General features: G+C 67.8%; 9 protein-coding genes. 2 read left to right on the top strand and 7 right to left on the bottom strand.

The features are described from left to right. Positions 1–19 precede the first annotated feature (19 nt). Positions 20–685 carry a response regulator gene (locus M4578_RS08310; protein WP_258092983.1) on the top strand — a complete coding sequence of 222 codons (666 nt, stop codon included), beginning with the start codon at positions 20–22 and terminating at the stop codon, positions 683–685. Beyond that, entirely contained in the window at positions 682–2,028 is a 1,347-nt protein-coding gene (locus M4578_RS08305; protein WP_258092982.1) for an ATP-binding protein, read from the top strand. Before M4578_RS08310 ends, M4578_RS08305 begins: the two co-directional genes overlap by 4 nt. A 28-nt stretch (positions 2,029–2,056) precedes the next feature. Here M4578_RS08305 and M4578_RS08300 read toward each other — a convergent pair whose 3' ends face one another. The 7 genes from M4578_RS08300 to M4578_RS08270 all read right to left on the bottom strand — a co-directional run bounded on the left by M4578_RS08300 (position 2,057) and on the right by M4578_RS08270 (position 14,559). Next, positions 2,057–4,759, bottom strand: a complete 2,703-nt coding sequence (locus M4578_RS08300; RefSeq protein ID WP_258092981.1) for a cation-transporting P-type ATPase — start codon at positions 4,757–4,759, stop codon at positions 2,057–2,059. Between the two features lie 215 nt (positions 4,760–4,974). Then, positions 4,975–6,288 carry a hemolysin family protein gene (locus tag M4578_RS08295; protein WP_258092980.1) on the bottom strand — a complete coding sequence of 438 codons (1,314 nt, stop codon included), beginning with the start codon at positions 6,286–6,288 and terminating at the stop codon, positions 4,975–4,977. A 196-nt stretch (positions 6,289–6,484) separates the two neighbouring features. Next, positions 6,485–8,266 carry a methyl-accepting chemotaxis protein gene (locus tag M4578_RS08290; protein WP_258092979.1) on the bottom strand — a complete coding sequence of 594 codons (1,782 nt, stop codon included), beginning with the start codon at positions 8,264–8,266 and terminating at the stop codon, positions 6,485–6,487. A gap of 165 nt (positions 8,267–8,431) precedes the next feature. After that, a complete protein-coding gene (locus M4578_RS08285) occupies positions 8,432–9,742 on the bottom strand; it encodes a TRAP transporter large permease (RefSeq protein ID WP_258092978.1) in 1,311 nt (436 codons plus the stop codon). A 1-nt stretch (position 9,743) separates the two neighbouring features. Next, a complete protein-coding gene (locus M4578_RS08280; RefSeq protein ID WP_258092977.1) occupies positions 9,744–10,283 on the bottom strand; it encodes a TRAP transporter small permease subunit in 540 nt (179 codons plus the stop codon). A 452-nt stretch (positions 10,284–10,735) separates the two neighbouring features. Then, positions 10,736–12,811, bottom strand: coding sequence for a hydantoinase/oxoprolinase family protein (locus M4578_RS08275; protein ID WP_258092976.1), 2,076 nt, complete (start codon positions 12,809–12,811; stop codon positions 10,736–10,738). Beyond that, positions 12,808–14,559 carry a hydantoinase B/oxoprolinase family protein gene (locus M4578_RS08270; RefSeq protein WP_258092975.1) on the bottom strand — a complete coding sequence of 584 codons (1,752 nt, stop codon included), beginning with the start codon at positions 14,557–14,559 and terminating at the stop codon, positions 12,808–12,810. Before M4578_RS08270 ends, M4578_RS08275 begins: the two co-directional genes overlap by 4 nt. Positions 14,560–14,654 lie beyond the last annotated feature (95 nt).

Genomic DNA, 14,654 nt, shown 5'->3' with positions numbered 1-14,654 from the left:
GCCACGTCAAGGAGGCAAGATGCGCATTTTGATCGTGGAGGATGACGAGGTTCTGGCCAACGGGCTGTCGGTCGGCCTGCGCCTGTCGGGCTTCACCGCCGACCGGGTCGCCACGCTGGCCGACGCGCGCGCCGCGCTCGAGACCTCGGAATTCGAGGGGATGGTGCTGGACATCATGCTGCCCGACGGGCTCGGGCTCGATCTGCTCGCCGAAATGCGTGCCGGGGGCTCGGCCCTGCCGGTGTTGCTGCTGACCGCGCGCGATCAGGTCCGCGACCGGGTGCGTGGGCTCGACGCCGGAGCCGACGACTATCTCGGCAAACCCTTCGATCTCGACGAGTTGGCGGCGCGGCTGCGCGCCATGCTCCGCCGCCGCGAGGGCCGCGCCAGCGGCGGGCTGCGCTGGAACGGGCTGGACATCGACCCGGCAACGCTCAGCGGCACCCGCGACGGTGCGGCGCTGAGCTTTTCGCGGCACGAATTCGCCATTCTGCACGCGCTGATGGAATACCCCGGGCGCGTGCTGTCGCGCGCGGCGCTGGAAGAGCGGCTTTACGGCTGGCAGGAAGAGGTCGAAAGCAACACGGTCGAGGTGCATATCCACAAGCTGCGCGGCAAGCTCGGACGCGGCTTTGTCGAAACGGTGCGCGGCCTCGGCTACCGCGTCGCGGCCGAAACCCGATGACCGTCTCGATCCGCCTGCGCCTGTTCCTGATCCTCGCCCTTGCCACCGGCGCGGTCTGGCTCTCGGCGGTGGTCTGGATCGAAACCTCGACCCGCGCCGAGGTCGAGCGCGTACTCGACGCCCGGCTGGCCGAGGCGGCAACCATGGTCTCGTCGCTGATCTCGGACCACCGGATCGCGCTTGGCCAGGATGGCCTGGCCACGGTGCCGATCCCGATGGGCCGGGCCGAAGGCTATTCGCGCCAGCTTTCCTGTCAGATCTGGTCGCTCGACGATGGCGGGCTGGTCGGCCGGTCGGACGGGGCCCCCGATGAGCAGCTCACCGCCGCCGATGCCGAAGGCTATTCCCGCTCGGTTGTCGCGGGCGAGCCCTGGCGGGTGTTCACCGTGATCAACCCAGATCTGGGCGTGCGCGTCATGGTGGGCGACAGCCTTGCGGTGCGCGACCGGCTGGTCAGGGACGTAATCGAAGGGCTGCTGCTGCCTGCCGCGGTCATCCTGCCGCTGCTCGGCGCGCTGATCTGGATCAGCGTGGCCCGCGGCCTCGCCCCGCTCGACCGCTTGGCGGAAACCCTGCGCGCCCGCGACCCCTCGGATCTCAGCCCGCTGCCCGAGGGCCCGAGCCCGCAGGAGATCCGCCCGGTGCGCCGGGCCCTCAACGCGCTGTTTGCCCGGGTGGCCGCCGCGCGCGACGTCGAACGCGATTTCACCACCTATGCCGCGCATGAGCTGAAAACCCCGCTCGCCGGCGTCCGGACGCAGGCGCAGGTGATGCGGATGGCGCCCGACGCGGCGACCCGCGACGCGGCGCTGCGCGCCATCGAAACCTCGGTCGACCGCACCGACCGGCTGGTCCGCCAGTTGCTGGAACTGGCCGAGGTCGACCGCGAGACCCCCAGCCACACCGCCACGGATCTTCCCGCGCTGGTGGCGGAAACCGTTGCCGAACTCGACATGCTGGCCCGCAGCCGGGCCGTGTCGCTGGATTGTGACCTGCCCGCCGAGCGCTGCACCGTCGCCCTAAATCCCTTCCTGCTGCGCGCAGCGCTGCGGAACGTGATCGAGAATGCCATCAACGCCTCGCCCCGCGCCGGGCAGGTCCGCGTGGCCCTGCGCCGGGGTCCGGATGGCCTGCGCTTCGACATTTCGGACGACGGCCCGGGCATTGCCCCGGATCAGCGCGCCCACATGGTCGAACGCTTCGTGCGGGGGCCTTCGGGCAGCGGCAGCGGGCTGGGCCTCGCCATCGTCGCAAGCGCCGTCGAGCGCCTTGGAGGACGTCTTGAACTCGGCCAGCGCGACAGCGGCGGCCGGCATGTGGTCTCGCTGATCCTGCCCGGCTGATACCGCCGGGCAGGGCATTGACACGCGCTCATGCGCCGGGGCCGGTGCGCCGGAACGCGAGGCGCATCTGCTTTTCCGTCTCGATCAGCGCAAAGAAGACCGCCCCCACCGCCACGATCAGCAGCCCGTCGGCCAGCGGCACCGGATGGGTGCCGAACACCGCCTGCAACGGCGGCAGATAGGTCACCGCGAATTGCGCCGCCGTCACCGAGATCACGCTGAACCAGACCACCCTGGTGCCCCGCACCGCCGCCCAGGTCAGCGACGTGCCATAGATGTTGCGAATGAAGAACAGGTGGAAGACTTCGAGCACCACCAGCATGTTCATCGCCATGGTCTGCGCCAGCGCCGGCGCATGGCCCTTGTCGATGGCGTAGGCGTAGACCCCGAACACCGCGACGACGAACAGCAGCGACACCAGAACGATGTGCCAGAGCAGCCCACCGGTCAGCAGGGATTCGCCGCGCGGGCGGGGCGGGCGGCGCATGGAGCCGGGCTCGGACGGTTCGAAGGCAAGCGCCAGCCCCAGCGTGATCGCGGTGATGAGGTTCACCCAGAGGATCTGAACCGCCGTGATCGGCAGGGTCATGCCAAGGAACAGCGCGACGACGATGGTCATCGCCTCGCCCGCGCTGGTGGGCAGGTTCCAGCTGATCACCTTCTTGATGTTGTCGTAGACCGTCCGCCCCTCGCGCACCGCCGCCGCGATGGTGGCGAAATTGTCGTCGGCCAGCACCAGCTCGGCGGCCTCCTTGGCCGCTTCGCTGCCCTTGCGCCCCATGGCAATGCCCGCATCGGCGCGCTTCAGCGCCGGCGCGTCGTTCACCCCGTCGCCGGTCATCGCCACGGTCAGCCCGCGCGATTGCAGCGCCGCCACCAGCCGCAGCTTATGCGCGGGCGAGGTGCGCGCGAAGATGTCGGTGGCCAGCGCGGCATCGGCCAGCTCGCTGTCGTCGAGCGCCTCGATGTCGGCGCCGGTCAGAACCCGGTCGTGATGCACAAGGCCGATGCGCGCGCCGATGGCCCGCGCGGTCGCCGCATGGTCTCCGGTGATCATCTTCACCGCGATCCCCGCCGCCTGGCACTCGGCCACCGCGGCCACCGCCTCGGGACGCGGCGGATCGACAAGGCCGATCAGTCCGATCAGGGTCAGACGCCCGGCCATCCGCCCCATCTCGAACGGGGCGTCGCCTTCGGGCATCTCTCCGGCGGCCACCGCGATCACACGCTGACCCTCGGCGGCCAATTCCTCGACCGCGCGATGCCAATGGGCGGTATCGAGCGGCGCCGTCCCGCCGCCGGGCATGCGCTGGTCGGCGCAAAGCGTCAGCACTGCCTCGGGGGCGCCCTTGGCGTGGATCTGCCGCCGCCCGCCGGGATCGCGATGCAGCACCGCCATGTAACGATGCGCCGCGTCGAAGGGGATCGCATCAAGGCGCCGCCATTCCGAAAAGGGGTCCGCCCCCGCGCCGGTGACCTTGCCCGCGAGCGCCACAAGCGCGCCCTCCATCGGGTCGCCCTCGACCCGCCAGCCGGCCGCGTCCTCGTGCAGAACCGCGTCGCTGCACAGCCCCGCCACGCGGGCGAATTCGCCCAGAACCGCATGCTCTGACGGGTCCGCGTCGGCATCGCGCCAGCGGACGGCGCCCTCGGGCGCATAGCCGTTGCTATCGACCGAATAGAGATGCTCGGCGGCAACCAGCGAGGCCACCGCCATCTCATTGCGTGTGAGGGTTCCGGTCTTGTCCGAGCAGATCACCGACACCGCCCCCAGCGTCTCGATCGCCGGCAGGCGGCGGACGATGGCGTTGCGGTTCGCCATGGCGCGCACCCCCACGGCCAGCGTAATGGTCAGCACCGCCGGCAGCCCCTCGGGGATCGCCGCCACCGACAGGCCGACCACCGCCATGAAGAGCCCGCCGAATTCCTGATGCCCGACGTAATAGCCATAGGCGAGCAGGCTCGCCGCCACGATCAGGATGAACACCGTCAGCCAGCGCGCGAAAAGATCCATCTGGTGCACGATCGGCGTGGTCAGGGTTTCGACCCCGGAGAGCATCCCGCTGATCTGACCGATCTCGGTGGCCGCGCCGGTGGCCGTGACCACCCCCCGCGCGGTGCCCGCCGCAACCAGCGTACCGCTGTAGAGCATCGACGTCCGGTCGCCCAGCGCCGCCTCTGCGGCAGCCGGGCCGGTGCTCTTTTCGACAGGCACGGATTCGCCGGTCAGCACGGCTTCTTCGGCCTTCAGCCCCCGTGCCTGCACCAGCCGCAGATCGGCGGGCACCCGGTCGCCCGCCTCGAGCAGAACCACGTCGCCGGGCACCAGATCGGCGGCATCGAGGCTGACCCGCCGCCCCCCGCGCAAGGCGGCGCTATGCGGCGCGAGCATGCCCCGGATCGCGCCCATGGCCTGTTCCGCCCGCCCTTCCTGAATGACCCCGATCACCGCATTGACCAGCACCACCGCAAAGATCACCGAGGTGTCCACCCAGTGCTGCAGCGCCGCCGTGACCACCGCCGCGCCGATCAGCACATAGATCAGCACGTTGTTGAACTGTTGCAGGAACCGCCGGAGCGCGCTGCGCTGCGGCGGCTCGGGCAAACGGTTCGGCCCCCGCGCCCGCAGGCGCGCCTGTGCCTCTTCCTGCGTCAGACCCGCTTCCGAGGTCTCGAGCGCGGCAAGCACCTGCGCAACGGTCTGTGCATGTACATCCGGCTGACCCGGCATCGTCTCTCACCTTCTGCTGGCCGCGCATCGTCGGCGTTTCGTCCGGGGGCAGCCGCCGGCAGGCGGCGGGCTCACCCATGGGTCTATCGGGGATTTGCGACCGGAATTCGAAACCGCACGCGCCCTGCGCGCAATCCTTCCGGGGGGCTATTGAGGCCGAGCATAGATGCCGTCCACGACACCGGAATGACCCAGATCAAACCCGTCTGAAACGGTCAGCTTTCGCTCGCCCCGCTGCTGGCCGGGCCCGCCTCGGGCACCGGCGCGCGGCGGACCAAAAGCCGGTCGATTCGCACCCCGTCCATATCGACGATTTCGACCAGCCAGTCGCCGATATGCAAGGTCTGCCCGGTCTGCGGCAGATCGTGAACACGCTCCAGCACCAGCCCCGCGACGGTCTCATAGGCGGCCTCCGCTTCGAGCCGCAAGCCGGTGCGGGCGGCGAATTCGTCCACCGGCATGGAGCCCGCGACCAGAAAAGAGCCGTCCTCGCGTTCCACCAGCTCGGGCTCTTCCGGATTCGCCTCGTCGAAGCCGCCGGCGATGGCGCCCAGAATATCCATCGGCGTGATGATGCCGTCGAAATGACCGTATTCGTCATAGACCAGCAGCATGTGGCCCGGCGACGCCCGAAGCTGCTCAACGGCCTCCAGCGCCGGCAGCGCGTCGTGAATCGCGATGGCCGGGCGCAGCAGCGCCTCCGCGTCGAACCCCTCCTCCGTCGCGGCGAGCAGGTCGCGGCTGTGCAGCACTCCGGCGATCTCGTCGGGGCCGCCGGCGCGATACGGCAGACGGGAATGGCCGGACTCGCGGAACCGTTCGAGCAGCGTCGCCAGCGATTCCCCCGCCTCCGCGATCTCGACCTCGTGGCGCGGCGTCATCAGCCCCCGCGCGCGCCGGTCGGCAAGCCGCATGACGCCGCCGATCAGCGCAGTTTCCTCCTTCTCGAGCACCCCCGCATGTTCGGCTTCGGAGATCACCAGATGCACATCCTCGTCGCTGACCCTGTTTTCCCGCTCCCCGGACTGCCCGAGCAGCGCCAGCAGCCGTTTGCCGGAGCGGTCGAGCAGCCAGACCACAGGCGCCGCGATCCGCGACAGAACCAGCATCGCCGGCGCGACCCGGGTCGCAATCCGTTCCGGTGCGGCAAGGGCGATCTGCTTCGGCACCAGCTCTCCGGCGACCAGCGACAGATAGGTGATTATGAGCACGACAAGCGTGACGCCGAGATGCTCCGCCACCGCGGGCGGAAGACCGATCCCGACGAGCCGCTCTGCCAGGCGGTTGCCCAGCGTCGCGCCCGAGACGGCCCCGGCCACGACCCCCACCAGCGTGATCCCGATCTGCACTGTCGAGAGGAAGCGGCCCGGCGTTTCCGCAAGCCGCAAAGCTGCCTCCGCCCCCGGCACGCCGCGCGCGGCCTGGGCGCGCAGCCGCGCCGGCCGCGCGGAGACGATGGCCAGTTCGGACATGGCAAGCAGCCCGTTCAGGGCGATGAGCGCGAGAAGAATGAGAAAATCGGCAAGCATGATCTGGAGGGAGAGCCGTGGCCCTCACCCGGAAGGAGCGGAGAGGATGAGTGGCGCAAGTGCCGCGCCCAGCATGAAGGGCTTTGTGCGAGAAGTCCATTTTTCGGCACGCTTGTTCCGAAAAAAGAGGCAGGCCCCGCCAAACCCGGCGCCGGCCAGATCACCTCCGGTGTGGACAGGCGCCCGGCCTGTCCGATCACGACACCAGCCGCATCCTGTCCGGCGCCCGGCTGCTCCCCGGATCGCGGGCCAGCCGGAACTGCCCGGCATCGCGTTCGAGCGCCGACGCCTCGCCCCGCAGCCGCTGCGTCGCCGCCGAGGTCTGTTCGAACATGCCGGCGTTCTGCTGCGTCACCTGATCGAGCTGCGTCGCGGCCGAGGTGATTTCGGTCAGCCCGGTCGATTGCTCCTTCGCCGAAGTGGCGATGGTCGTGACAATCGTCTCGAGCTCATCGACCGAGCGGGCGATGTCGTCCAGGGCCTCGCCGGATTCGTCCACCATGGTCACCCCTGTCTTGACCTGCTGCTCGGCGCTGTCGATCAGCAGCGCGATCTGGCGCGCCGCGTCGGAGGAGCGCTGCGCCAGCGCCCGCACCTCCTCGGCAACCACGGCAAACCCGCGCCCGGCCGCACCGGCGCGGGCCGCTTCGACCCCGGCGTTCAGCGCCAGAAGATTGGTCTGGAAGGCGATGTCGTCGATCACGCCGGTGATGCTCGAGATCTGCTCCGAGCTCTTTTCGATTCCGCGCATCGCCTCGATGGTCTGCTGCACCACGCCATGGCCGGTCCGCGACCGCTCGCGCGCATGGGTCGCCTTTTCGGCGGCGGCCCGGGCATCCCCCGTCGTGGTGGTCACCGAGCCCACGATCTCATGCAGCGCCGCGGTGGTTTCCTCCAGCGAGGCCGCCTGGGTCTCGGTCCGGCGGCTCAACTCATGTGCCGCCTGGTCCAGCGTCTCCGTCTCGGACATGATCAGCCGCACCCCATCGACAATGGCGCCCACCAGGTTGGACACGCGTTCGATTGCGGCATTGAAATCGCGGCGAAGGTTTTCATAGGCCGGCGGGAAGGGGCGTTCGAGCCGCGTCGTCAGATCGCCCTGCGACAGTCCCATCAGCCCGCCGCTCAGCGTCGTGACGACCTCTTGCTGTTCGGCCGACCGCGCCTGCGCCTCCTGCTCGAGCTCCTTCTGGCGGATCAGCCCGGTGCGGAAGACATCCACCCTGCGTGCCATATCGCCGATCTCGCTGCGCGCGGACAGGCCGGGAATATCGCTCGCCGTGTCGCCATCCGCCAATGTGCCCATGCGCTGGTTCATCGCCGCCAGCGGCCGGGTCACGCTGCGCACCAGGAAGAACGAAACCGTGCCCATCACGATCAGGATGACCGCCAGGACCGCAAGCGAAACCCAGACCATATGCGCCAGATCGCGGCGAATATCGGAGACATAGGAGCCCGTGCCGACGATCCATCCCCAGGGGGCGTAATCCTGCACATAGCCGATCTTGGGCTCCGGCTCCTGGGCATCGGGCTTGCGGAACCAGTAGTGCACGGCGCCGCGGCCATCGCGCTCGGCGACACGGACCATTTCCTGAAAGAGCTTGAGCCCCTTGGCATCGGTATAGCCGGACTGGTCGGTGCCCACCCAATCCGGGATCGTCGGGTGGACCTGCATGACGGAGTCGTGGTCGAGTACAAAGAGATAGCCCGCGTCGCCGAAGCGCAGCGTCGTCATCAGCGCACGGCCGCGCTGCTGGGCGGTCTCCAGATCGAGCGTCCCGTCCCGGACCTGCCCCTCGAGCCCGTCGAGCAGGCTGATCGCCGTATCGGTGATGTCCCGCAGGTCGCGTTCCCGCATCGCATAGGCGTTGTCCACGGCCCGCGTCAGCAGCACCAGCGTCAGAACGCTTGCAAGCGCGATCGCCAGCACAACCACCGCATAGATGCGGACCGGAAGCCGAAAGAAGAACGATTTCATCAGTCCAAGAGCCTGTCGTTAGAGAATGCCTTTCCGCACTGTTACTTGGCATTTCCTAACGAGCCCTTAGAGACGGCTCCGAATCTTGCACGGAAGGGCTCCCCGCCGCCGGAAAGCACCGGCAGCGTCGCCGGGTCCGCACAACGCCCCGGGATCGGCGCGACGCTATCGCATCAGAGACGGAAGGTAGAGCGAGATGGCCGGGAACAGCACCAGCAAAACCAGCGTCACAATATCCATGAGGATGAAATAGCTGGCGCCCTGAAAGATCCGCTGCAACGAAATCGTGCCCTTGAGCGCCGAGGCCATCACGTAGCAGTTGAGCCCCACCGGCGGCGTCACCAGCCCGATTTCGAGCAGCTTGATCACGATGATGCCGAACCAGATCATATCCACATTCGCCTGCTGAAGCAGCGGAAAGAAGATCGGCAGCGTCAGCAGCATGATCCCGATGGAGTCGATGAACATGCCCATCAGGATGTAGACGACGGCAATCATCAGAACCAGCAGCACCACGTTGTCGCCCGCGATCTCGGCCATGACGCTGGAGATCGCACGCGGAACACCCGACATCCCCATGAAGCTGGTGAAGAGCGAGGCCCCGATCACGATCACGAAGATCGTGCTTGTCCCGAAGACGGTGTCGCGGATCGACTTTTTCAGCACATCAAGGGTCAGCGACCGACGGAACAGCGCGATCAGCAGGGCGAGCGAGGCGCCGACGGCACCGGCTTCGGTCGGGGTCATGATCCCGGCGAAAATACCGCCGAGCACCCCGAGGACCAGCAGCGGCAGCGGCCAGACATCCCGGATCGCGGCGATCTTGTCCTCGCGCGTCGGTTCGAAGTCGATGGCGGGCGCGAGATCCGGGCGCAGCCGGCACCGGACGACGATCAGGAGCATATACATGAAGGTCGACAGGAGGCCGGGCAGGAACCCCGCCAGGAACAGCTTGCCGACCGAGACCTGCGCGAAGATCGCGAAGATGATCATCAGCAGCGACGGCGGGATCAGCGAGCCCAGCGTGCCCGCCGCCGCGATCGACCCGGCGGCCAGCGACTTGTCATAGCCCGCGCGCAGCATCTCGGGGATGGCGATGCGCGACATCGCCCCGGCGGTCGCCAGCGACGAGCCCGAGGCCGCCGCGAACATCGCCGAGGCCGCCACGCCCGAACAGGCCAGACCGCCCGGCAGCCGCCGCAGCAGGATGCGCAGCGCCGCGAACATGCCGCGTGTCAGGCCGCAGTTGCTTGCGACAAACCCCATGAGCAGGAACATCGGCACCGCGCTGAAGCTCCAGTTCGCGATGATCTCGAACGGGATCGCGCGGGACAGCCCCCACGCGACGTTGAAGCCAAGCCCCGCCCAGACCCCGCCGAACGACACGGTCAGAAGCACGATGCCAATGGGGACGCGCAGGGCAATGAGGGCAAGGACGCAGCCGAGGCTGACAAAGCCGGTTTCCAGCAGCGACATGTTATTCCACCCCGTCTTCGAAATCGGCGCTGCCGCTGGCCAGCAGCCGCGCCGCGGCCTCGCGGTCGGTCAGAAGACGGACACATAACATCAGGCAGACCAGCGCCGAGACCGACATGGCCAGCGGCAACAGGAACCGCGCCGGCCAGATGGTGACGTTGATCGCGCCCATCACCATTTCGCGGCGCTCCATCGCGCGCAGCGCGTCCGGCCAGGAGATCGCCGCCAGCAGGCCGTAGGCCGACGCGCTCAGCAGCAGGACAAAGACCATGACGCCGAACTGCAGCGGCCGGGGCAGCATGGCATAGAACAGGTCCACGTCGATGGACCGCCGCGCCAGCTCGACCGCCGCCAGCGGCATCAGGACGATGCCGACCATATAGTAATAGGAGACGATTTCGAGCGTGCCCGCGATGGGCTGGTTGAAGAGGTATTTCATGCCCACATCGGCGGTCGTGTGGGCAAGCATCGCAAGCACCGGAACCGCCGCCGCCGTCAGCATCGCGTCCGACAGCTTCTCGAGAGGATTGGGTTTCGTCATAGATCCTACCTGTTGGGCTGGCTCTCCCTAAGACCAGCAGCATCCACGTTTTGCCGTCCGCGCCGCCTCCCGCCGTTTGCAGACATTTGTACCCGCCTCGGGCCTTCCTCCCGGCAAACACACGCCGGGCGCGGAACCTCCGGTCGCTTCCCGCAGCTCAAGCGGTTGTCGCGAGAAGCAGGCTCCCGCCGCGCCGACCGCACCGGACTTGCGTCCGGTGTCGTCTGGATCGGGTGCCCCTTCCGCGCTGGCTCTGGCCCGTCAGGCCCCGATTTCAAGCATATGACCGCCCTTGGGCAAGACTAATGCCGATTTTTTATGCCACATGCGGATCTGCTATCGCCTGTCTGCCTGCGGCGGCATCAGGACCGTCGGACACTGCAGCTCCTGCGTGTCCCGAAGCGCCCCGCAAGCCGCGGAGCCACGACCCGGCCATCCCGATCCGGTCCACACTACCCGACCGTGATCTCGACGGTGCCGTTATCCGCCATCTCCGCCATGGTGTCCGCATAAAGCACGATCGAGGTCAGCGGCTGGTCGATGATCGCCGGTCCGGCAACCCGCGTGCCGGGCACCAGCTTGCTGCCGTCATAGACCGGCACCTCGATCTGCCCGCCCAGCTCGCGGATATAGACCTGCCGCACACCCTTGCTGTGCCCGGCGAGATCGGCCTCGCGCGCGGTGCCGTGATCGAGCGGGCCGGTCTTGAGGCGCCCGATGGCCGCCACCGACCATTCGGTGAACTCGATGGCATCGGTGCCGCGCACGAAATAGGTCTTTTCGTGCAGCTTGTGGAACCGCTCGACCAGCGCCTCCAGCATCTCCTCCCCCTCGATCCGCGCCCCGTCGAGCGGCAACGTCAGCTGCCAGACCTGCCCGCGATAGCGCGCCTCGGCGGTGAACTGCATCTCGCGGTCGGCGGGCGCCACGTTCATGCCCGTCAGATACTCGGCGGCCCGCGCCTCGAGGCTCGACAGGATCGCGTTGACGCTGTCGAAATCGAACGTTTCGCTTGTCGTGTACTGGCTTTGCGAAAAGCTCGACTTGATGTCGCTGACCAGGATGCCCGAGGCGCTCAGCACACCGGCGGTGGCGGGAACCAGCACCGTCTTCATGCCCAGCTCGCGCGCAATCGGCACCGCGTGCAGCCCCGCCGCGGCACCGCCGACGACCATGACATATTCCCGAGGGTCGATCCCCCGGCGCACGGTGAACTCCTCGATGGCGGCCACCATGTCCTGCTCGACGGTGAAGCCGATGAGGCTCGCCGCCTCCTCGGTCCCGAGCCCGAGCGGATCGGCGACATCCGCCTTGATGGCCGCCTCGGCATTGCCGGGGCTGAGGGTCATGGTGCCGCTGGCAAAGCTCTCGGGGTCGAGAAAGCCGCGCACCAGATTGGCGTCGGTCACCGTGGCGTGGGTGCCGCCACGGCCGTAGCAGGCCGGGCCGGGATAGGATTTGGCGCTTTTCGGACCGACATGGATCAGCCCGCCCGCATCCACCGTGGCCAGCGACCCGCCGCCCGAGCCGATGGTGTTCACCTCGACCGCCGGGATGCTGAAGGCATTGCCCGCGATGATGCCTTCGCGGTGCATCGAGATGTCCCAGTCGTTGACGATGCTGATGTCGAAACTGGTGCCGCCCATGTCGACCACGATGGCGTTGCAGCTTTCGGCGCCCTGCGCCGCGATGCTGGTGCGGGCCGCCTCCGGTGCCGCCGACGGGCCGGAGAGGCAGAGCGCCACCGGACGCTCCATCGCCTCCTGCAGCGAGGTCTGCCCGCCCGAGGAGGTCACCAGCGTGAGCAGCCCCTGCAACCCGGCCTCGCGCAGCTTGCCTTCCAGCTCGCTCACCGCCCTGCGCACCACCGGCTTCAGCGAGGCGTCGATGGCCGTGGTCGAGCTGCGCCGGTATTCGCGCAGGGTCGGGCAGGTGTAATGGCTGAGGCTGTAGGGGATCTCGGGGCAATGCGCGTCGAGCAGCTCGCCGATCCGGCGCTCATGCGCGGGGTTGGCGATGGACCAGAGCAGGCAGACCGCGATGGCCTCGACCTTCTGCGCCTTGAGCCGTTCGATGGCATCGAGCACGCTGCCTTCGTCAAGCTCGGTCACCACGCCGCCGTCGCTGTCGATGCGTTCGCGGATGCCGAAGGTCAGGTGTCTGGGGATATAGGGCTCGGGATAATCCATCGCGATGCGGATCGCGTCGGGGCCGTCCTTGCCGCCCTCGCGGATCAGCAGCGTGTCGCGGAACCCTTCGGTGCACAAAAGCCCGGTGCGGGCATAGGTGCCCTCGAGGATCGCATTGGTGGCCACGGTTGTGCCGCAGGCGATCTTGTCGCAGCGCGCCAGCAGCGCGGGCCGGTCGATCCCGTAGCTTTGCGCGATAAGGGTCAGACCGTCGAGGATGCCGTCCACGATGCTGCCCGGTGTCGTCGGCGCCTTGTAAGAGCGGACCCGGCCGCCAGATTCACGCAGGATGAGATCCGTGAAGGTTCCACCCACGTCTACCGCAATGTCAATTCTCATGCCGTCGCCACTCTTTCCGCGCGTCGTTTCTGTCTCAGCGTTTCGGTTGCGGCCGGATCGACCTCGCCGCTGTCCGAAAGGATCACCCCGTAGACCTGCTCTGCCCGCCCGCGCGAGATACGCTCGGACAGCACACCCGCCCGCACCTTCTCGGGGTCGCGGTCGAGCGGGTCGCCGTATCCGCCGCCGCCGCAGCTTTGCGACAGGTAGCGTTCCTCCGGCCCGATGGTGACATCGACCGAGATCGGCAGCAGGTGCTGCGCGCCCGCCGCGTCGAGGCGGTAGACATACATCGGCGCGGCCGGCTGCCCGCCGCGCACGCCCTCGGGCGGAAAGGCCCGCGCCGCCGTATTGGCGATAAAGCGCACCTGCCCCGCGCGGGGACGGATGATGCATTCCGATCCCGGCCCGCCTTCGTATTGCCCGGCACCGCCGGAATCCTGCCGGACCTCGAGCTTCTCGATCAGGATCGGCTGCTGCTGCTCGACCATCTCGACGCTGGACTGAAGCAGCATGCCCTGCGAGCCGCCGCTGCCGTAGGTCAGCCAGCCGTCATGGCCCGAAAGCGCGGGCCCGCCCCAGTGCCCGAGGATGAGCTGGTTGACGAAGGGACGGTCGGGCGCGCCGATATGGGTGCCGCTGACCACCGCGCAGGAACCGGGCATGCCGCTGGTGCCATAGGCGGTGCCAAGACCGTCGCGCATCTCCGCGAACATCGACTGAAGATGCGGCACAAGCGCCTGGCAGAGATTGGTGGTGGCCGCCGAGGTCGCCGCCGGAAAGCGCGGCTTGCCGATGGCGGAGCCCTCGCGCATCAGCACCTTCACCCGGCGGAACGAGCCGCTGCAACGGGGCACGTCCGGCCCGAGCACGGTCAGCACCGCCGTCATGCACGACGCCAGCGTCGTGCTTTCGGTCATGTTGATCCCCAGCGGCAGGTTGTCGATGTTGTCGCGCAGGTCGATGGTCACATTCCCCGCGTCCGGGTCGACCTCGATCGTGGCCCGGATGGGAATGCCGTCGGGATAGGCGTCGAGCTCGGAATCGTAGAGCATTTCCTTGGTGGTCCGCCCTTTCGGCAGCTTGCCGATGGCCTCGACCGCCATGCGCTCGGCATAGTTCTGGAAGGAATCCAGAAAGGACTTGAGGCGCCCGATGCCGTATTTCTCGCACAGCGCCTGAAGCCGCGCCTCGCCGGTGCGCACCGCGGCCAGCACCGCGAGGTAGTCGCCATAGAACTGGTCGGGCACGCGGATGTTGGCCCGGCAGATGTCGATGACCTCGGGCACGTCCTTGTAATCGCGCTGGATGCGCACGCAGGGCAGCGTGAGCCCCTCTTCATAGAGATCCCGCGCCCGCGCGCTGTAGGTCGTGGGGGTCGGAAAGCCGATGTCGCCCAGATGCGCGCGCGCGATGGTGTAGAAGGCCACCTCGCCGCCCACGAAGACCGGGGTGCAGACGGTGAAATCGGCGCAATGCGTGTTGCCCAGATAGCTGCTGTTGTTCACGAAACAGTCGCCGGGCCGGATGTCGTCGCCGAATTTCTCGGCCACGGCGCGCGGGATCAGGTCGATGGCGCCCACATGCACCGGCAGACCCAGCGTCAGGCTCACGGTCTGGAACTTGTCGTCCGTCAGGCTGCAGGAAAAATCCATCGCGGTGTTCAGAACGCCCGAACGGCCGGACTTGAACAGCGCGTTTATCATATCGCGGATAATGGCTTCAAACCGGCGGTGCAGAACCACCATTGTGAAAAGGAACGTCTGATCTACCGTTTTGGCTGTGCCGATTTCCATGCAATCGGGCTTTGATTTAGCATACAGGGACCGATTTTGGGCTCGTA

Origin of the sequence: Salipiger pentaromativorans (assembly GCF_024721115.1) — a bacterium.
Taxonomy (GTDB): domain Bacteria; phylum Pseudomonadota; class Alphaproteobacteria; order Rhodobacterales; family Rhodobacteraceae; genus Salipiger; species Salipiger pentaromativorans.
The sequence above is the reverse complement of the archived record's forward strand: the minus strand, read 5'-3'. Positions and strand labels throughout refer to the sequence as shown.